This window comes from Acidovorax sp. SDU_ACID1, from assembly GCF_045291395.1.
GTDB lineage: Bacteria > Pseudomonadota > Gammaproteobacteria > Burkholderiales > Burkholderiaceae_C > MR-S7.
On the sequence record NZ_CP152342.1, the window covers coordinates 2,519,569 to 2,539,164 of the forward strand.

General features: G+C 70.6%; 13 protein-coding genes and 1 pseudogene. 7 read left to right on the plus strand and 7 right to left on the minus strand.

Features of this window, described 5'->3' with window-relative positions; translation table 11 throughout:
• Positions 1-32 precede the first annotated feature (32 nt).
• The 4 genes from AAG689_RS12435 (at position 33) to AAG689_RS12450 (ending at position 3,622) form a co-directional block, all read left to right on the plus strand.
• Positions 33-323, plus strand: coding sequence for a 2TM domain-containing protein (locus AAG689_RS12435; protein WP_406626207.1), 291 nt, complete (start codon positions 33-35; stop codon positions 321-323).
• Positions 320-1,492, plus strand: a complete 1,173-nt coding sequence (locus tag AAG689_RS12440) for a sensor histidine kinase (protein WP_406626208.1) — start codon at positions 320-322, stop codon at positions 1,490-1,492. The genes AAG689_RS12435 and AAG689_RS12440 overlap by 4 nt, the downstream gene beginning before the upstream one ends.
• A complete protein-coding gene (locus tag AAG689_RS12445) occupies positions 1,452-2,261 on the plus strand; it encodes a LytR/AlgR family response regulator transcription factor (RefSeq protein ID WP_406626209.1) in 810 nt (269 codons plus the stop codon). Before AAG689_RS12440 ends, AAG689_RS12445 begins: the two co-directional genes overlap by 41 nt.
• A gap of 170 nt (positions 2,262-2,431) precedes the next feature.
• Positions 2,432-3,622 (plus strand): MFS transporter, encoded by a 1,191-nt coding sequence (locus AAG689_RS12450; RefSeq protein ID WP_406626335.1) that lies wholly within the window; start codon positions 2,432-2,434, stop codon positions 3,620-3,622.
• A 51-nt stretch (positions 3,623-3,673) separates the two neighbouring features.
• Here the strand turns inward: AAG689_RS12450 and AAG689_RS12455 are convergent, their stop codons facing one another.
• The 5 genes and pseudogenes from AAG689_RS12455 to AAG689_RS12475 form a co-directional block, all read right to left on the minus strand.
• On the minus strand, positions 3,674-4,894 hold the full coding sequence (locus AAG689_RS12455) for an FAD-dependent monooxygenase (RefSeq protein WP_406626210.1): 1,221 nt from the start codon (positions 4,892-4,894) through the stop codon (positions 3,674-3,676).
• A 40-nt stretch (positions 4,895-4,934) separates the two neighbouring features.
• Entirely contained in the window at positions 4,935-7,415 is a 2,481-nt protein-coding gene (locus AAG689_RS12460) for an EAL domain-containing protein (RefSeq protein ID WP_406626211.1), read from the minus strand.
• Positions 7,412-10,720 carry an EAL domain-containing protein gene (locus tag AAG689_RS12465; RefSeq protein ID WP_406626212.1) on the minus strand — a complete coding sequence of 1,103 codons (3,309 nt, stop codon included), beginning with the start codon at positions 10,718-10,720 and terminating at the stop codon, positions 7,412-7,414. Before AAG689_RS12465 ends, AAG689_RS12460 begins: the two co-directional genes overlap by 4 nt.
• 115 nt (positions 10,721-10,835) lie before the next feature.
• Positions 10,836-13,759, minus strand: a pseudogene (locus AAG689_RS12470) (aconitate hydratase).
• A 238-nt stretch (positions 13,760-13,997) separates the two neighbouring features.
• The gene (locus tag AAG689_RS12475) at positions 13,998-14,294 is read right to left on the minus strand and encodes an H-NS histone family protein (protein ID WP_020227599.1); all 297 of its coding nucleotides are present in this window, start codon (positions 14,292-14,294) and stop codon (positions 13,998-14,000) included.
• Between the two features lie 320 nt (positions 14,295-14,614).
• Between AAG689_RS12475 and AAG689_RS12480 the strand changes: the two genes are divergently transcribed.
• On the plus strand, positions 14,615-15,460 hold the full coding sequence (locus tag AAG689_RS12480; protein WP_406626213.1) for a symmetrical bis(5'-nucleosyl)-tetraphosphatase: 846 nt from the start codon (positions 14,615-14,617) through the stop codon (positions 15,458-15,460).
• Between the two features lie 52 nt (positions 15,461-15,512).
• On the opposite strand, the gene AAG689_RS12485 is transcribed toward AAG689_RS12480, so the two are convergent.
• Both AAG689_RS12485 and AAG689_RS12490 read right to left on the minus strand, forming a co-directional pair.
• Entirely contained in the window at positions 15,513-16,559 is a 1,047-nt protein-coding gene (locus AAG689_RS12485; protein ID WP_406626214.1) for an FAD:protein FMN transferase, read from the minus strand.
• Positions 16,560-16,573: 14 nt separating this feature from the next.
• The gene (locus AAG689_RS12490) at positions 16,574-16,999 is read right to left on the minus strand and encodes a c-type cytochrome (protein ID WP_406626215.1); all 426 of its coding nucleotides are present in this window, start codon (positions 16,997-16,999) and stop codon (positions 16,574-16,576) included.
• A 225-nt stretch (positions 17,000-17,224) separates the two neighbouring features.
• Between AAG689_RS12490 and AAG689_RS12495 the strand changes: the two genes are divergently transcribed.
• The gene (locus AAG689_RS12495; RefSeq protein WP_020227603.1) at positions 17,225-17,587 is read left to right on the plus strand and encodes a DUF2946 family protein; all 363 of its coding nucleotides are present in this window, start codon (positions 17,225-17,227) and stop codon (positions 17,585-17,587) included.
• A gap of 12 nt (positions 17,588-17,599) precedes the next feature.
• The gene (gene nosZ / locus AAG689_RS12500) at positions 17,600-19,525 is read left to right on the plus strand and encodes a TAT-dependent nitrous-oxide reductase (RefSeq protein WP_406626216.1); all 1,926 of its coding nucleotides are present in this window, start codon (positions 17,600-17,602) and stop codon (positions 19,523-19,525) included.
• Positions 19,526-19,596 lie beyond the last annotated feature (71 nt).

Consider the following 19,596-nt stretch of genomic DNA (forward strand, 5'->3'; position numbering starts at 1 on the left):
ACAGTGCCTCCATGCGCGAAAGGAGACACGCCATGCGAACCGCACATCCCGAAGACCTCGAACGCCTCGCCCGCCGCCGCGCGGGCGCCAAGCTCGGCTGGCTGCTGCACGCCTGCGCCTACGTGGCCGTGAACCTGCTGCTCGCCGCCCTGTCGGCCCACCAGGGCCGGCACTGGGCCATGTACCCCGCCCTGGGCTGGGGCCTGGGGCTGCTGCTGCACGGCGCGGCCGTGTGGCTGGCCCTGCCCGGCGGCGGCTGGTACGACCGGCTGCTGCAGCGCGAGCGCCGCGCCCTGCAAGAGCGCGAAGGCAGCGCACGGTGACCGGCGCCGCCCGGCCGCTGCACAATGGGCCGGCCAACGACACCTCCGCCATGCGCCGCCCCATCGACCAGCCTTCCGCCATCGCCAGCCGCCTGCTGATCAATGTGGTCTTCTGCTGCCTCATCGCGCTCGGCGTCACGCTGGCGGGCAAGGGCGCATGGGACACCAACCTCGCCTACTCGCTGCCGATCGGCACCTTGAGCTGGCTTTTCATCGACCTGGGGCGCATCGCGCTCACGCGCGGCAGCGCCGTGCCGTGGCCGCACGGCTGGCGGGGCTGGCTGCTCATGCTGGCGGGCACCACATTCGGCTTCGTCGTGGGCACCGCCATCGGCAACCTGTACAGCGGCGGCACGTTCGACGTGCTGGCACTCGCGCAACAGCACGACTTCGCCTCCACCCTGGTCATCACCGTCGCGGCCAGCGCCGCCATCTGCTTCCTCTTCTACAGCCGGGGCAAGGCGCGCTTCCTCGAAGCCACCATCGCCCAGGCGCAGCGCGATGCCGCCGAGGCGCGCCTGAAGCTGCTGGAGACGCAGCTCGAACCGCACATGCTGTTCAACACCCTGGCCAACCTGCGCGTGCTCGTGGCCACCGACCCGCCGCGCGCCCAGGCCATGCTGGACCACCTGATCGCCTACCTGCGCGCCACGCTGGGCGCCTCGCGCGGCACGCTGCACCCGCTGGCCGACGAATTCGCGCGCGTGGCCGACTACCTGGCGCTGATGGCCGTGCGCATGGGCCCGCGCCTGGCCTTCACGCTGGACCTGCCCGAATCGCTCGCGCAGGCCAGCGTGCCGCCCCTGCTGCTGCAGCCGCTGGTGGAGAACGCCATCCGCCATGGCCTGGAGCCGCAGGTGGAGGGCGGGCGCATCGACGTGCAGGCGCGCCTGCTGGAGGACGCGCGCATCCAGTTGGCCGTGCGCGACACGGGCGCCGGGCTGACGGGCGCCGGGCTGACGGGCGCCGGGCTGAACGGCGGCGCGCCGGGCGGCAGCGGCTTCGGGCTGCAGCAGGTGCGCGAGCGGCTCGCCACGCTCTACGGAGCCGCCGGCACTCTCGAATTAATAGCTGGCAGCGCAGGCAGCACAAGCGCCACGGTCACTTTTCCCTTGAACGCCCAACCCCATGAACACCTCACCGCCCAGGGCCTTGATTGCCGAGGATGAGCCACTGCTGGCCGCCGCGCTGCAGCACGAGCTGGCCCGCGCGTGGCCCGCGCTGCACATTGCCGCCACCGTGGCCGACGGCCTCGCCGCCGCGCGCGAGGCGCTGCGCCTGCAGCCCGACGTGCTGTTCTTCGACATCCGCATGCCCGGCCAGAGCGGGCTGGAGGCCGCCGTGGAACTGGCCGACGCCTGGGACGCCACTGCGCGCCCCTTCCCCGCGCTGGTCTTCGTGACCGCCTACGACCAGTACGCAGTGCAGGCCTTCGAGGCGCAGGCCGTGGACTACCTGCTCAAGCCCGTGCAGCCCGCGCGTCTGGCGCAGACCTGCGCCAAGCTGCAACAGGCGCTGCAGCAGCGCGCTACGCCCGCACTGGAGCAGACGCTGGCCCAGCTGCGCGAGCTGGTTCAGGCACCGGCCCTGAGCGCGCCCGCGCCCGCCGCCGCGCGGCTGGAGGTGATCCAGGCCAGCAGCGGGTCGCAGATCCACTTCGTGCCCGTGGCCGAGGTGCTGTATTTCGAAGCCGCCGACAAGTACGTACGGGTGCTCACCGCCGAGCGCGAGCACCTGATCCGCACGCCGCTCAAGGAGCTGGTCGCGCAGCTCGACCCCACCGAGTTCTGGCAGGTGCACCGCGGCACGCTGGTGCGCGCGGGCGCCATCGACAGCGCGGTGCGCGACGAATCGGGCCGCCTGCACCTGCGCCTGCGCGGCCGCTCCGAGCGGCTGGCCGTGAGCCGGCTGTACGCGCACCTGTTCAAGGGCATGTAGCGCGCTTCTTTTTTCATAGCTGCTCGCGCTTTCCAGATAAGCGCTGGACCTGGTTTTCCCTGGAAGCACAGCGCAAGCCGATGCGATCGGGTAGCCTTGCGGCCCATGACCCGCGCCACGCCCGCCCCTGCACCGTCTGCCCCGCCCGCCCCCTGCCGCCGCGCGCGGCGATGATGATGCTGGTGGCGCTCACCTCGGGCTTCGCGCTGAGTTCGGCCTTCCGCACCGTGGCGGCCATCCTGGCCGCGCCGCTGCAGGCCGAGTTCCACCTGTCGCCCCAGGCGCTGGGCGTGTTCGCCGGCACGTTCCATTTCGCCTTCGGAGCCATGCAGCTCTTCATGGGCATCGGCATCGACCTGTACGGCGTGCGCCGCACGGTGCTCACGGCGTTCCCGCTGTGCATCGCGGGCGCGCTGCTGTCGGCGGCGGCGCCGGGCTACGGCACGCTGGTGCTGGGGCAGGCGCTGATCGGCGTGGGCTGCGCGCCTGCCTTCTTGGTGTGCACGGTGTTCATCGCGCGGCATTTCGCGCCGCAACGCTTCGCGTCCCTATCGGGCCTGTCGATGGCGCTGGGCACGCTGGGCATGCTGTTCACCGGCACGCCGCTGGCCTGGCTGGTCCAGCAGTGGTCGTGGCGCACGGGCTTCGTGGTGCTGGCGGCGATGGCGCTGGCCGCGTGGCTGTGGATCTGGCGCGGCGTGCACGAGCCCGCACTCGGCCCCGCGCACGGCATGCCGCAGGAATCGGTGCGCGAGGCAGTGGCGCGCTTCGCCGCCCTCTTCGCCCTGCCGCACACCTGGGGCATCGTGGCGCTGGGCGCGGTGAGCTATGCGGCCCTCATTTCCCTGCGCGGCCTGTGGCTGGGGCCCATGCTGATCGAGCGCCACGGCTTCTCGCTGGTGGACAGCGGCAACGTGGCGCTGGCCCTGTCGGTGGTGGCGCTGTGCGGGCCGATGGTGTTCGGCCGCATCAACCCGGGCGCGGCCACGCGGCGCGGCTGGATCGTGGTCTGCACGCTGCTGATGGCGCTGCTCTTCGTGGCCATGGCGCTGGTGCATTCGGCCTGGGTGGACGTGGCCTGCATGCTGGCCACGGGCCTGCTGTCGGGCTACATCGTGCTGCAGTACGCCGACGTGCGCGCGGCCTATCCGGCCCAGCTCACGGGGCGCGCCATGGCGGTGTTCACCATGGCCATGTTCCTGGGCGTAGCGGCCATGCAGTGGTTCACGGGGCTGGTGGCGTCGCTGGCCAAGGGGCGGGGCATGGACCCGTTCGTGGCGGTGATGGGCTGCATCGCGGCGCTGCTGGCGCTGGGGGCGCTGGCGTTCCGGCTGCTGCCCCGCCCGCCGCAGGACGTTTAGAACAGAATCGGTCTCCAGCGCTTATCCATCAAGCGCGAGCAGCTATCGAAATCAAAGCAGACTGGCGCTGGAGCCATCGCCCCGGTAGAGCCAGGGCACGTCCAGGATGCGCTCGCCCAGCAGGCGCAGTGCCATGTCGCGCCCCCAGCGCAGGGGGCCGGTGGCGTGGAAGATGGTGCCGTTGCGGCGCGAGCGCTCCTGTACGCGGGCGTTGCGCTGCCAGCGGTTGAGCGCATAGCGGCGCAGGCGCAAGGGCACGTCGAGGTCGTGCATGGCCAGGGCGCGCTGCAGTTCGGCCGCATCCTCGATGGCCATGCCGGCGCCCTGCGCCAGGTAGGGGCGCATGGGGTGGGCTGCATCGCCAAGCAGCGCGATGAGGCCGCGCGCCATCTCGTGCGGGCCGGCGACGGGCGGGCGGTCGAGCAGCGGCCACAGGCGCCAGCCGCTGCCGGCCTGGGGCACCGCGCGCACCAGGTCCTGCAGCGCCGTGCAGGTGCCGGCCAGGGCGGCCTCCAGTTCCTGCGCGTTGGCGCCGTGGTCCCAGGTTTCCAGGTCGGCGGGCGGCGTGCCGTGGCGGATGGCCACCACGTTCATCAGCTCGCCGCGGCGCAGCGGGTACTGCACCACGTGCAGGCGCGGCCCCAGCCAGGCGGTGACGCGCGTGGTGCGCAGCGCCTGGGGCAGCGCGTCCTGCCGCACGACGGCGCGGTAGGCCAGGTGGCCCGACACGCGCGTGGGCGCCTCGCCCAGCAGGCGCGCGCGCGTACCGCTGCGCAGGCCGTCGGCGCCGATGAAGGCGTCGCCCTCCACCTCCACGGCCGTGCCGTCCCTGCGCACCAGGCGCAGGGTGACGGCCCCGCCCTCCTCGGCATGGCGTTCGACGGCCTGGCCCAGGTTGAGGTGCACCTCGGGCCGTCCGCGCACGGCCTGGAGCAGCAGGCCATGCAGGTCGGCGCGGTGGATGGTGGCGTAGGCGGCGCCATAGCGCTCGATGACGGTGGCGCCCAGCCGCAGGCTGGCCAGCTCGCGGCCGCCCTGCGCGCTGCGCACCTGCAGCCGGTCGGGGAAGGCCGCGACGGCCTGCAGTGCGGATTGCAGGCCCCAGGCCTGCAGGCGCCGCACGACGTTGGGGCCGATCTGCACGCCGGCGCCCACCTCGGTGAACGCGTCCGCGCGTTCGTACAGCCGCACCTCCCAGCCGGCGCGCGAGCAGCCCAGGGCGGCGGCCAGCCCTCCGATGCCGCCGCCTGCGATCAAGACCTGTTTGTGCATGCCCGCGATTGTCGGCCCATCCGGGCGTTAGAACGTGGTCTCAGAGCCGCCGTTCGAGGTCTTCCATGGGCACCGGCCGGCCGAACAGGTAGCCCTGGAATGCCTGGCAGCCGTGGCGCTGCAGGAAGTCGAGCTGGCCCGTGGTCTCCACGCCTTCGGCCACCACGCCCAGGTCCAGGCTCTGGGCCAGCGCGAGGATGGTGCGCACGATGGCGGCGTCGTTGGGGTCGGTGAGCAGGTCGCGCACGAAGCCGCGGTCGATCTTGAGCTGGTCCAGCGGCAGCCGCTTGAGGTAGGACAGCGACGAGTAGCCGGTGCCGAAGTCGTCCAGCGAGAAGCCCACGCCCTGGGCGCGCAGGTACTCCATCTTGGCGATCATCTCTTCGGTGTCGGTGAGCAGCAGGCTTTCGGTGAGCTCCAGCCGCAGCAGCCGGGCCGAGGCGCCGCTGGCGCGCAGCGCGCCCAGCACCTGGTCGGCGAAGTCGGGCTGGCGGAACTGGCGCGCGCTCACGTTCACCGACAGCACGAGCTGCCGCGTGGCCGCCTGCCGGGCCCAGGCCGCGAGCTGGGCGCAGGCGCTCTCGACCACCCAGCGCCCCAGCGGCAGGATGAGCCCGCTCTGCTCGGCCAGCGGGATGAATTCGGCCGGGCTGACCATGCCGCGCACCGGGTGCTGCCAGCGCGCCAGCGCCTCGGCGCCGACCATGCGGCCCTGGGCGTCGACGACGGGCTGGTAGTGCAGCCGCAGGTCCCCGCGCGCGATGCCGTGGCGCAGCTCGGTCTCCAGCTCGGAACGCGCGCTCATCGCGGCGAGTACGCCGGGGTCGAAGAAGCGCACGGCGTTGCGGCCCGCGGCCTTGGCCTGGTACATGGCGAAATCGGCCTGCTTGAGCAGTTCCTCCGGCGCGGCCGGCGGGTGCCCGAACAGCGTGAGACCGATGCTGGGCGTGCTGTGGTGCGCCGGCCCGCTGCCCAGCGCGTAGGGCTGGCTGAGCACGCCGGCGATCTTGCGCGCGAGCTTGTCCGCGTCCTGCTGGGCGGCGGGGCGCTGGCCCGCGAGGTTCTCGACCAGCACCACGAATTCGTCGCCGCCGAAGCGCGCCACGGTGTCGCTGGCGCGCATGCAGGCGCGCAGCCGCTCGGCCACCTGCGCGAGCAGCTGGTCGCCGGTGTCATGGCCGCGCGTGTCGTTGAGGTCCTTGAAGTTGTCCAGGTCGATGAACAGCAGCGCCGCGTGGCGCTGGCTGCGCTGCAGGCCCACGCAGGCGCGCTGCAGGCGGTCGAGGAACAGGCGCCGGTTGGGCAGGCCGGTGAGCATGTCGTAGAAGGCCAGCCGCTCGATCTCGCCCTCGACGCGCTTGCGCTCGGTGATGTTGCGGCCCACGCCGCGGTATCCGCGCAGCACGCCGGAGGCGTCGATGATGGGCACGCCGCTGAGCGCCATCCAGTAGGCTTGGCCGTTCGCGCCCACGCGCTGCAGCTCCAGGTCGCGGAACGGCTGACGGGCCGCCAGCAGCCGGCGGTGGGCCACCCAGTCTTCCTCGCGCATGTTCAGGGCGGGCGTATCCCAGCAGGTGCGCCCGAGCATGGATTCGAGCCGCGCGTCCTTGTGCGCGGAGACGCCCGCGAAATCGGTGAAGCGGTACTGCGCGTCCTGCTCCCAGTACCAGTCGGAGGACAGGTCGCACAGGCTGCGGAAGCGCGCCTCGCTGGTCTGCAGCTCGGACTGCACGCGCACGTAGTCGCTCACGTCGGCGAAAGTGCGCACCAGCCCGCCGTCGGGCAGCGTCTTGGTGCGCACCTCGAAGGTGCGGCCGCCGCGGGTCTTGCGCCAGTAGACCTCGGGCGAGATCCGCACCGCGCCCTCGGCGATGTAGTCGCGCCCGCGCATGTCCACCAGGTCGTAGGTGGTGCCGAAGTCGCCGCGGTGCGCCTGCAGCTCGGTGAGTTCGGCCAGCGTGGGATGCCCGGCCATGAGCTGCTCGGGCAGGTCCAGCAACTGCAGCACCCGCTGGTTGTAGACGTTGATGCGTCCGTCCGGCCCGGTCTGGAAAATGCCCTGGCTCATGCTGGCCAGCGCCGTGCGCATGCGCGCGATCTGCTGGCGCAGCGGCTCGGCGGCGTCGCCTCCGGCGCTGCGGCCGGAGCGCTCCACCAGCGCAGCCAGGCGGCGCAGCAGCTCGGGCACGTGGTCGGCGTCCGGGTGGCGCACCACGTAGTCGCCCCCGGCATCGCCGGCGCCGGCCCGCAGCGCCCGCGCGGCCAGCGCCTCCTGGCCGGGCGCCAGGCACAGCAGCACAGGCCAGTGCGGATGCTCCAGCGCCCAGGCGGGAAGCTGCGTGGCGTGCGGCGCCAGGCACAGCACCACGGCGCTCCAGCCCTGCAGCGGCGCCATGCCGAAGTCCGGCGTGGGCACGGGCATGGCCAGCCAGCCCGCGCATGCGTCGGTGTGGGCCAGCAGCCCGAGCGCGCGGCGCGCGTGCTGCGGGTCGGGGTCGATCCAGGCGATGCGTGCGCTCATGGCAGGGCGGGCGTGGCGAGCGCCTGGGAATGCGGGCCCAGCTCGGGCAGATGCTCGGCCTCGAACTGCTCGGCCGTGCAGGGGCGGCCGAACAGGTAGCCCTGGAAGCCGTCGCAGCCGTGCAGCTTGAGGAAGGCCAGCTGGCTGGTGCTCTCCACGCCCTCGGCCACCACCTGCAGGTCCATGCTCTTGGCCAGCGCGAGGATGGTGCGCACGATGGCGGCGTCGTTCGGGTCGGCCAGCACATCGCGCACGAAGCCCTGGTCGATCTTGATCTGCGCGAGCGGCAGCCGCTTGAGGTAGGACAGCGAGGAGTAGCCGGTGCCGAAGTCGTCCAGCGCGAACCCCACCCCCTGCTGCTGCAGCAGGCCCATGCGCTGCGCCGTGTCCTCCACGTCGCCGAGCAGCAGGCTTTCGGTGAGTTCCAGCTTGAGCAGGCCCGCCTGCGCGCCCGTCTCGGCCAGCGTGCCGAGCACGTCGGCCACGAAGTCGGGCTGGCGGAACTGCCGCGCGCTCACGTTCACGGAAATGCTCAGGCCGCGCGTGGAGGCGTGGTGGCTCCAGCGCACGAGCTGCTCGCACGCCAGCCGCAGTACCATGCGGCCCAGCGGCACGATGAGGCCGGTCTGCTCCGCCAGGGGGATGAACTCGGCCGGGCTCACCATGCCGCGCTCGGGGTGGCGCCAGCGCACCAGCGCCTCGGCGCCGCACAGCCGGGCGCGCTCGTCCATCACGGGCTGGAAGTGCACGCTCAGCTCGGAACGCGCCAGGCCCTGGCGCAGGTCGGCTTCGAGCTGCGAGCGCGCGTTGACCGCCGCCTGCATGTCGGGGTCGAAGAAGCGCTGGGTGTTGCGCCCCGCCGCCTTCGCCTGGTACATGGCGAGGTCGGCGCGCTTGAGCAGTTCGTCCACGCTGGAGCGCTGTTCGCCGAACAGCGTGATGCCGATGCTCGGCGTGCTGAAGTATTGCTGCGACCCCAGGTCGAATGGCTGGTTGAGCCGCGCGAGCAGCTTCTCGGAGACGCGCTCGGCCTGCCCCGCCGCCCGGCTCAGCGCGGGCTCCAGGTTTTCGAGCATGACGACGAACTCGTCCCCGCCGAAGCGGGCCACCGTGTCGGACTCGCGCACGCATTCCACCAGGCGCTGCGCCACCTGGGCCAGCAGGCGGTCGCCCATGTCGTGGCCCAGCGTGTCGTTGAGGTCCTTGAAGTTGTCCAGGTCGATGAACAGCAGCGCGCCCAGGCGGCCGTGCCGCTCGCACGCGGCCATGGCGTGCTCGAGGCGGTCGAGCAGCAGGCGCCGGTTGGGCAGCCCCGTCAGCGGGTCGTAGAAGGCCAGGCGCTCGATCTCCTGCGCGGCACGCTGGCGGTCGGTGATGTCGCGGCAGACGCTCAGCACGCCGGTCACGCGCCCGTGCTGATCGCGGATGGGGGTCTTCACGGTCTCGAAGCGCCCGCTGTAGCCGTCCTCGGCGAAGGTGAGGGTTTCCTCCACGACCAGGGGCTGCCAGGCGGCCATGGCGCGCTGGTCGAGCGCCTGCACGCGCTGCGCTTCGCCGGCGGGCAGGAGCTGCGCATCGGTGAGGCCGACGAATTCGCGCTCGCTGCGCCCCAGGAAGCGCGCGAACACGGGGTTGCCCGAGACATAGCGCCCCTGCGCGTCCTTGAGGCTCACGACATCGGGGATCGCATTCACCAGGCCCCCCAACTGCGTGCGCTGCTGGCGCAGCTCGTGCGCGAGGCGCTTCTGCTCGGTGATGTCGTAGGCGAAGATGACGACGGAGGACACCTCCTCCCCCGCCCTCTCGGGCACAAAGGTGATGCGCCAGACCACCGGACCGTCGGGGCCTTCCATGTCCACCTCGGCCGTGGTGGTCTCGCCCCGCAGCGCGCGCTGCAGCGGCGGGTCCAGGCGCGAGAGGAAGGGCTGCGTGAGCACGTCGGACAGCAGCTGCCCCTCCAGGGCCGAAGGCGCGCAGCGCAGCCACTGCGCCTGCAGCGGATTCACGTACAGCACCCGGCCCTGGCGGTCCACGCGCGAGACGCCGCCGGGCAGGTGCTGCAGCACACTGGCCAGTTGCACGTCGCGCTCGCGCGTCAGGCGCTCGGCCTCGCGCTGCTGCGTCACGTCGGACAGCACGCCGTCCCAGATCACGCGGCCCGCATCGAGACGGCGCGGGGAGGAGCTCATGCGCATCCAGCGCACCTCGCCATCGGTGCGCCGCATGCGCACCACGCATTCGCTCACGCACATCGTGTGGAACGACTGCTCTTCCGCCAGCGCGTTGAGCGGCCGGTCCTCGGGCAGGATCTGGTCGTAGAGTACCGCGGCATCGCGCACCACGTCGTCGGCGCGCACGCCGTTGAGGCGCAGGATGGCATCGCCCACGTGCACGAAATAGCGCCGGCCGTCGGGCTCGCGCACCAGCTGGTAAAGCACGCTGCCCGGCAGGTTGCGGCCCAGCGATTGCAGCCGCAGGCCACTTTCGCGCACGCGCCTCTCGGCCTGCCGCGCGCGCTCATAGGGCAGGCGCACGCCGGAGGTGTAGACCGCCTGGAACAGCAGCGCGTACCCCGCGACACGCAGCGCATGGGCCGCCCATCCGAGCGGCAGCGCCTCGTCCCCCAGCCACACGCGCACGCCCAGCATCGCCTCGCCCGCCGCCATGCACAGCGCGGCCCAGGCCATGAGGCGCACGCGCCCGCCGCGCTCGGGCCCGCCGGGGCGCAGCAGCAGCCCCGCCGCGGCCGCCATGGCGACGGCAGCGGCCAGGCTCGCCAGCAGCAGGCGCACGCCGCCCTGCTCCTGCATCCACCCGGCGGACAACGGCCCCGCGCCGGTCCACAGCAGCGGCATGGCGGCCAGCGCCGCCACCGCCACCCAGACCATGCCCGCGCCCGGAATGTGCAGGCGCAGGGCGAACAGCAGCAGCGTGAGCGCCTCCACGCCGCGCGCGGCCATGGAGAAAAAGGCCCCGGCGGCCGCCTGGCCGGCCTGCGGGGCGCCGGCCTGCAGCTGCAGCATGGCGTGCATGAAATTGCAGACCGCCGCCACCGACAGTCCCAGCACCAGCACGTTGGCGCGGTGCTGGTCGCGCACGTCCAGCATCTGCAGGCAGACGGCCACGGCCAGCAGGCCCGCGAAGACGGCGACGAAGGCCAGCAGCGGCTCCAGCGCCAGCGCGCCCAGCCCCTGCAGCATCGGCACCCCCAGCAGCGCCGGCACGGCCACCACCATCGCCACGACGGCGACCGGGCCTGCGGGCAACCGGGTCCGCGCCAGCGATGGAGAGAGCCGGGGCTTCATGGAAGGGCCAGGGATGGCGTCGAATACATGTGGATACGAGTGTATCGACTCTCCAGCCCCAGGGCCCAGGGCCGCGCATCGGTTTATTCCCTCAGGCGCGCCCCGGAGGGAGGGGTCAGCCCGCGAGCAGCTGGCGCAGCACGTACGGCAGGATGCCGCCGGCGCGGTAGTAGTCGACCTCGATGGGGGTGTCGATGCGCAGCGTCACCACCACTTCCTGGCGCGAGCCGTCGGCGCGGCGGATGACCAGCCGGGCCTCGCTCTGCGGCGTGAGCGCGGGGTCGGGAACCACGTCGATCACTTCGTCGCCCGTCAGGCCTAGGCTCTGCCACGAATCGCCTCCCCTGAACTGCAGCGGCAGCACGCCCATGCCGACGAGGTTGGAGCGGTGGATGCGCTCGAAGCTGCGCGCCACCACGGCCTTGATGCCCAGCAGCTGCGTGCCCTTGGCCGCCCAGTCGCGGCTGGAGCCGGTGCCGTATTCCTCGCCGGCGAAGACCACCGTGGGCGTCTTGTGCGCGATGTACTGCATGGCCGCGTCGAAGATGGACATCTTGGTGCCGTGCATCGGCCCGTCGCCCTGGTAGAGGGTGACGCCGCCTTCCTCGCGCGAGCCGTCCGCCAGCGGCGGGATCATGAGGTTCTTGATGCGCACGTTGGCGAAGGTGCCGCGCATCATCACGTCGTGGTTGCCGCGCCGCGCGCCGTAGCTGTTGAAGTCCTGCTTCATCACGCCGTGCTGCAGCAGCCACTGGCCGGCGGGCGAGGTTTCCTTGATCGAGCCCGCGGGCGAGATGTGGTCCGTGGTGATCGAGTCGCCGAACAGCGCCATGATGCGCGCACCCAGCACCGATTCGGAGTCTTTTTGAGCCGTGGCGCCCGCCGCATCAGCGCTGGCAGCTCCTGAATCGAGAGCAAAGTGGGCGAAGAACGGCGGCTCGGCGATGTAGGTGCTGGCGGGCCAGACGTAGGTGTCGCCCGCCACGCCCTTCACCTTGTTCCAGAGCGCGCCCGGGTCGGTGCGCACCTTGGCGTAGTTTTCGCGGAAGGCCTTGCCCTTCATGGCATAGCGCATGAGGGCGTGGATCTCCTCGCTGCTCGGCCAGATGTCGCCCAGGTAGACGCAGCGCCCGCCCTTGCCCTGCCCCACCGGTTCGGTCATCAGGTCGCGCAGCACCGTCCCGGCGATCGCATAGGCCACCACCAGCGGCGGGCTGGCCAGGAAGTTGGCCTTCAGGTTGGGGTGGATGCGCGCCTCGAAATTGCGGTTGCCCGACAGCACGGCCGCGCAGACCAGGTCGTTGCCGGTGATCACCTCGTTGATCTCGGGCGCGAGATCGCCTGCATTGCCGATGCAGGTGGTGCAGCCGTAGCCCGCCACGGCGAAGCCGAGCTTTTCCAGGTAAGGCAGCAGGCCCGTCTCGGTGAGGTATTCGGTGACGATGCGCGAGCCGGGCGCGAGCGAGGTCTTGATGTGCGGCTGCACCTTGAGCCCGGCCTCCACCGCCTTCTTGGCCAACAGGCCCGCGGCCAGCAGCACGCTGGGGTTGGAGGTGTTGGTGCAACTCGTGATGGCGGCGATGAGCACATCGCCGTTGCCGATGGTCGGCTGCGGGCTCCTGGGCTGCACGTGCAGCGTGGGCTCCACGTGCTGCACCTCCAGCTTGGGCTTGTTCTGCTCCATCTCGGCCTCGAAGCGCGGCGCACCGGGCGGGGCGGGCTTCTCGGCAGGCACGACCTCGGGTGCCTCGCCGCTCTTGCGGATCTGGTAGCGCGTGTGCAGCAGCTCGGCCGGCCGATTGAAGCCGGATTCCGCCACCGGCTTGGAGAACAGCTCGGCGAACTGCCGGCAGACGTTGCCCAGCTCGATGCGGTCCTGCGGGCGCTTGGGGCCGGCCAGGCTGGGCGTCACGTCGCCGAGGTCCAGGCGCACGACCTGCGAATAGTCGATCTCGCCCGAGCGCGGCACGCCGAACAGGCCCTGGGCGCGGAAGTAGGCCTCGAACGCCTCGATCTCGGCCTGGGTGCGGCCCGTGCCCTTGAAATAGTCGATGGTCTTCTCATCCACGGGGAAGAAGCCCATGGTGGCGCCGTATTCGGGCGCCATGTTGCCGATGGTAGCCCGGTCGGGCAGCGCCAGCGTGCGCGTGCCCTCGCCGAAGAACTCGACGAACTTGCCCACCACCTTCTCCCGGCGCAGGATCTCGGTCACCGTGAGCACCAGGTCGGTGGCCGTCACGCCCTCGCGCAGCTGGCCGGTCAGCTCGAAGCCCACCACGTCGGGCGTGAGGAAATAGACCGGCTGACCCAGCATGGCCGCCTCTGCCTCGATGCCGCCCACCCCCAGCCCACCACGCCGATACCGTTGATCATGGTGGTGTGGCTGTCGGTGCCCACCAGCGTATCGGGGTAGTGGACGCCGTTCGCGTCCTTGTGCACGCCGCGCGCCAGGTATTCCAGGTTCACCTGGTGCACGATGCCGAAGCCGGGCGGCACCACGCCGAACGTGTCGAACGCCTGCATGCCCCACTTCATGAATTCGTAGCGCTCGCGGTTGCGCTGGAATTCAAGCTTCATGTTCAGGTCCAGCGCCTTCTTGGTGCCGTAGTGGTCCACCATGATGGAGTGGTCCACCACCAGGTCCACGGGCACCAGCGGCTCGATCTTCTTGGGTGCCTTGCCCAGCCGCTGCGCCACGCTGCGCATGGCGGCCAGGTCGGCCAGCAGCGGCACGCCGGTGAAGTCCTGCAGCACGACGCGCGAGACGACGAAGGGAATCTCGTCCTTGCGCGGCGCATGGGCGCCCCAGTTGGCGAGCTGCTCCACGTGCCCGGGCGTCACCTTGCGCCCATCGCAATTGCGCAGCACCGATTCGAGCACGATGCGAATGGATACCGGCAGGCGCCCGATGGAGGGAAACTGGCGCGCCAGCGCCGGCAGTGAATAAAACTTGCCGCCCTTGCCCGATGCCGTGGTGAAAGTCTTGAGCGTGGAGGCGAAAGCGTGGCCTTTGGTGGCTTTGGTGGAAGATGCAGCCATGGGGATACTCCATTCGGGGGACGACAGGTGCTTCTATTCTGGCAGTGGCCTGGCTCCTCTGCCAATTCACCGGCCAATACCTTCACGCCGCGCAGTGGTCATAGCGGGATGAAGGAGGCATGCCTCAATGCCGCCCGTCCGGCAATGTCCATAACCAGAGAAGGATGTTCCCCGCATCTCGCCGCCAATAGAAAAGCCCGCTGAAAGCGGGCTTTACGGATGAGCGGATAACGCCGGTTCAAATGGCGAACTTCTCGCGGTCCTCGTTCTGAATCCACTTGGGCGCCTTGCCACGCCCCGTCCAGGTCTGGCCCGTGGCGGGATTGCGGTATTTGGGCGCCACCTTGGTACCGCTGGCCGACGACACGCGGCCGCTGCGGCCCGATGGAAACACATCCTGCTGGGAAAGGCCATATTCAGCGATCAGGTCGCGCACCTGGGCAACGGCGGCGGAAAGCTCGCGGCGGCGGGCCTCGTTGATTTGCTGCTCCAGCGCTTCGCGCTGCTTCAGGAGGTCTTTATAGCTGGTGTTCATGGCAGTTAATGAGAATGTCGAGGTGGATTAAACGCGGTCGATTTGATTATAGGGATAGTTTGCAAAACCTGCTTGACGTTTGCGGAAATACAGTGCAATGAGCGCAACACCTGCAGCCCTTATACGTATAAACCACACGCACCTGAACCTCTGCGCATTTGCGAATCCAATGCGCCGCACTGGCCGCCTGTAGGAAAACCACCTCGTTTCACATGGTTACTACACCACACCGAGAAAGACAGCCATGGCCGCGCAGCGGTACGGCCGAATCAGCACGCCGTGGCATGACAATCGCGCTTTCAGAAAGGAAACGGCGGACCATGGCGATTTACTGTGTGGGCGACATCCAGGGATGCGATGGCGCATTCGAGCGGCTTCTCACGCATATCGGCTTTTCCCCCAGCCGCGACACCCTGTACCTGCTCGGGGACCTGGTGAACCGCGGCCCGCAGTCCGACGCCGTGCTGCGCCGCTGCATGGCAATGGAAGGCAGCATGCATGCGCTGCTGGGCAACCACGACCTGCACCTGCTGGCCACCGCGCACGGCGTGCGCAAGCCTTCGCGCCGCGACACGATGGACGCCATCCTGCAGGCGCCCGACCACGCGGCCCTGCTGGACTGGCTGCGCCTCCAGCCGCTGGCGCGCCAGATCGAACACGGCGGAGAAACGCTACTGATGGTCCACGCCGGCGTGCTGCCGCAATGGAGCGCCCAGGACGCGACGACCCTCGCCGGCGAGGTGCACGCCATGCTGCGGGGGCCACACCTGGGCAGCTTCCTGCAGCAGATGTACGGCAACACCCCCGACCGCTGGGATGAGGGCCTGCAGGGCATGGACCGGCTGCGCGTCATCGTGAACGCGCTGACGCGGCTGCGCTTCTGCTCGCCCGAGGGCGTGATGGATTTCGAGAGCACGGAAAGCGCCAGCCAGCCGCCGGCCGGCCTGGTGCCCTGGTTCGACGTGCCGGCACGGCGCAGCCGGGGCACGCTGGTCGCGTTCGGCCACTGGTCCACGCTGGGCTGGATGAACCGGCCCGACCTGCTGGCGCTGGACACGGGCTGCGTCTGGGGCGGCGCCTTGAGCGCCGTGCGTTTCGGCGCCACTCTGGCCGAGCGCGAGCACTGCCAGGTGGCGTGCCCGCAGGCGCAGCAGCCCGGCGCCTGAACTATCGGAATAGGAGCTGCTCGCGCTTACCCAGCAAGCGCTGGAGCCCTTTTCAGCCGATATTTTTCAGCGCCGCCGCCATGCCCTGCGACAGCCAGCGCGCGCCGCCAGCGTCGGCCACGAGGGCGTCCACGCCCGGGTGCTGCGCGTGCCATGCGCCCGCCTGGGCCGCGCCGCGCACCATGAGCGCCGCGCCCCAGCCGTTCACCTCGTCCACGGTGCGCGCCCGCAGCGCCACGCCGTGCACGCCCTCGGTGGGCCAGCCGGTGCGCGGGTCCAGCACGTGGTGCAGACGGCGCCCCGCGCGCACGAAGCCGCGCTCGTAGTCGCCCGAAGACGCCACCACGCCGCCGCCCTGCAGTTCCAGCACGCCCAGCAGCCGCGCGGGCGCTGCCGGATCGCGCACGCCCACGCGCCAGGGGCGGCCCTGCAGGCTGCCTGCCGCAAGCACGTCGCCGCCGCCGTTGACCAGCGCATCGTGCACGCCCGCGCGCGCCAGGGCGCGCAGGCCCGCGTGCAGTATCGGCAGCTTGGCCACGCCGCCCAGGTCCAGCGCCATGCCCGGCCGCGCCAGGCGGGCCGTGCCCGCGCGCTCGTCGAGCACGAGGCCGTCCATGCCGACGAGGCGCAGTGCGCGCCCGATCTGCGCGGGCGTGGGCACGGCCTCGTGCCCCGGCTCGAAGCGCCAGCCGGCGAGCGCGCCCACGGTGATGTCGAACGCGCCGCCGCTCTCGCGGTGCAGCCGCCGCGCGGTGCGCAGCACGGCCATCACCTCGGGCGCCACCGGCACCGCGTGCCGCCCGGCTGCGGCGGCGATGCGGCCGACATCGCTGTCTGCACGGTAGCGGCTCATGAGCGCTTCGAGGCGCTCCATTTCCGCGAACGCCTGGCGGACGGCCTCGTGGGCATCGGCCCCCTGCGCGCTGGCGACGATGTCCACCCGCGTGCCCATGAGCACGCGGCTCTCGCGTACCAGGCCGCCGGGCGCGGATGCCAGGGCCCCGCCCGGCGCCAGGTACGCCAGCGCGCCGAGCAGCGGCAGCGCCAGCGCGAAGCGCCTGCGCGTGAGCCGGCCGGGGATGCGCGGATCGGGGTTCATCGCGCTCCTCGCCTTCAGACCGACTGGTCGGCCATGTAGTCCACGGCGGCCTTCACGTCGTCGTCGCTCAGGCTGGCCGCGCCGCCGCGCGCCGGCATCATGCCCTTGGAGCCGGTGAAGCCCTCGATGGCGTGCTTGTAGAGCGTGTCCTTGCCCTGTGCGATGCGCGGAGCCCAGTCGGCCTTGTCGCCCGGCTTGGGCGCACCGGCCACGCCCGCGGCGTGGCACATGGCGCAGGTCTTGCCGTAGGTGCTCTTGCCCACGGTGTTCTCGGCGGGTGCCGCGGCGGGCGCAGGTGCGGGGGCCTGCGCGGCCGGCGCGGGTGCGGGGGCGGCCGGCGCGGGTGCGGGGGCGGCCGGCGCGGGCGCCTCGTTCTTGCCGCAGGCGGTGAGCAGCACGGCGGCAGCGGCCAGTGCCAGGGTGAGGGAGATCGGTTTCATGGGGGTTGCCTTTCTTTCTTGCGGTGACATCAAGAGGCGGGAGGGGCGTTGCGGTGCCATGGCCCTGCGCGGCGCCCTCCGACCTGATGTGCGTCAGTGTGGGAGATTTTCCTAAATATTCATTTGACATGCATCAATATGCAAAGAAACATTTTAGGTGAATATTTAACCCACGCAGCCACCCTCCGGGGCAACTCCACAACGAACACCGATACGCACCCACCCATGTCCACCTTCCGCTCCCTGAACCGCTGGCGCTGGTGGGTACTGGCGTGGTTCTTCGCCTGCCTGGGCACGGCCGTGGCCGCGCCCCTGGTGCAGCCGCGCACGCTGGAGGTGGTCTGCTCCGGCGCGGGTTCCGCGCTCGTCGTCCACGCCCCTGGCGGCGAGGCCCCGGCCGGCCCGCTGGGCCTCGACTGCGCCCTGTGCCTGCTGGGCAGCGCCCCGCCCCTGCCCGCGCAGGCCCGCCTGCCGGCCCTTCCCGTTTCCACCCCCCTTCCCGCCGCGCCGCCCGGCGTGCATGCCGTGGCCCCCATGGCCACGCCGCCGCCGGCGCGCGCACCACCGTTTTCCCTTTGCCAATCCTGAAAAGAGGCCAACATGAGCACGAAGAAAGAAGTCCAGAACACCGAAGCCGGCATGGGACGCCGCCGCTTCATCAACACGGCCGCGCTGGCGGGCCTGACGGTGGGCGTTGCCGCGTGCAACGACAAGCCCGCCGCGGCGCCTGCCGCCTCGGGCGCCGCGGCGCCCGCCCCGGCGCCGGCCAGCCATGCGGGTGCCAGCGCGCACCTCAAGCCGGGCGAGCTCGACACCTACTACGGCCTGTGGAGCGGCGGCCATACCGGCGACATGCGCGTGCTGGGCCTGCCCTCGGGCCGCGAGATCCACCGCATTCCCTGCTTCGTGCCCGACGCGCTCGTGGGCTGGGGCGTCACCAACGAGTCCAAGGCGGTCATGGGCACCAAGCCCGACGGCCACCTGCGCTACACCGTGGCCGACACCCACCACACGCACGCCTCGTACAAGGACGGCAACTACGACGGCCGCTACGCCTGGATCAACGACAAGATCAACAGCCGCGTGGCCCGCATCCGCCTGGACTATTTCGTCTGCGACAAGATCACCGAGCTGCCCAACGTGCAGGGCTTCCACGGCATCTTCCCCGACAAGGCCGACCCGGTGGACCCGGCCATCAACTACACCACGCGCGTGTTCTGCGGCGGCGAGTTCGCCATTCCGCTGCCCAACGCGGGCATCGAGGACCACACGAAGTACCGCTCCCTCTTCACCTGCGTGGATGCCGAGACGATGGAAGTGCGCTGGCAGGTGCTGATCGACGGCAACTGCGACCTGGTCGCCACTTCGTACGACGGCAAGCTGGCCGCCACCAACCAGTACAACGTGGAAATGGGCGCGAAGTACGAGGACATGATGTCCGCCGAGCGCGACGCCTGCCTGTTCTTCAACGTGGCGCGCATCGAGGAAGCCGTGAAGGCCGGCAAGTTCAAGACCATCGGCACGTCGAAGGTGCCCGTGGTGGACGGCACGCACGAGGCGAACAAGGACCCCAAGACCGCCCTCACCGCCTACGTGAGCGTGCCCAAGAACCCCCACGGCGTGAACGCCAGCCCCGACGCCAAGTACTTCATCTGCGCCGGCAAGCTCTCGCCCACGGCCACGGTGATCGAGCTGGCCAAGGTGCTGGACTGGTTCGACGGCAAGATGGAGAAGCTCGACGACGCCATCGTCGCCGAGGTGGAGCTGGGCCTGGGCCCGCTGCACACCGCCTTCGACGGCCGCGGCAACGCCTACACCACGCTGTTCCTGGACAGCCAAGTGGTCAAGTGGAACGTGGACGCCGCGATCAAGTTCCACGCCGGCGACAAGAACGCCAAGTACGTGGTGGACCGCCTGGACGTGCACTACCAGCCCGGCCACATCAACGCCTCGCAGTCCGAGACGCGCGCGGCCGACGGCAAGTACCTGGCCGTGGGCTGCAAGTTCTCCAAGGACCGCTTCCTGCCCGTGGGCCCGCTGCACCCGGAGAACGAGCAGTTCATCGACATCTCGGGCGAGAAGATGGTGCTGATGGCCGACCACCCGGTGCGCGGCGAGCCGCACGACTTCATCATCTTCAAGCGCGACCTGCTCAAGCCCAAGCAGGTGTATGACCTGGACGACTCGCCTCTGGCGATCAAGGACCCGAAGGAGTCGGGCGTGACGCGCAACGGCAAGAAGGTCACGGTGAAGATCACCTCGCAGGCGCCGGCCTTCAGCCTGCGCGAGTTCACGGTGAAGAAGGGCGACGAGGTCACGCTGATCCTGACCAACCTGGACAAGATCGAGGACCTGACGCACGGCTTCGCCATCCCGAACTACAACGTGAACTTCATCGTGAACCCGCTGGAGACCAAGTCGGTGACCTTCATCGCCGACAAGCCCGGCGTGTTCTGGTGCTACTGCACGCACTTCTGCCATGCACTGCACCTGGAGATGCGCACCCGCATGATCGTCGAAGCCTGACGCCGCACCGCTCCCTGGGCCGCCGCGCCCAGGGAGGTTTCAAGCCAAATCGGCTTCCAGCGCTTGCTGGC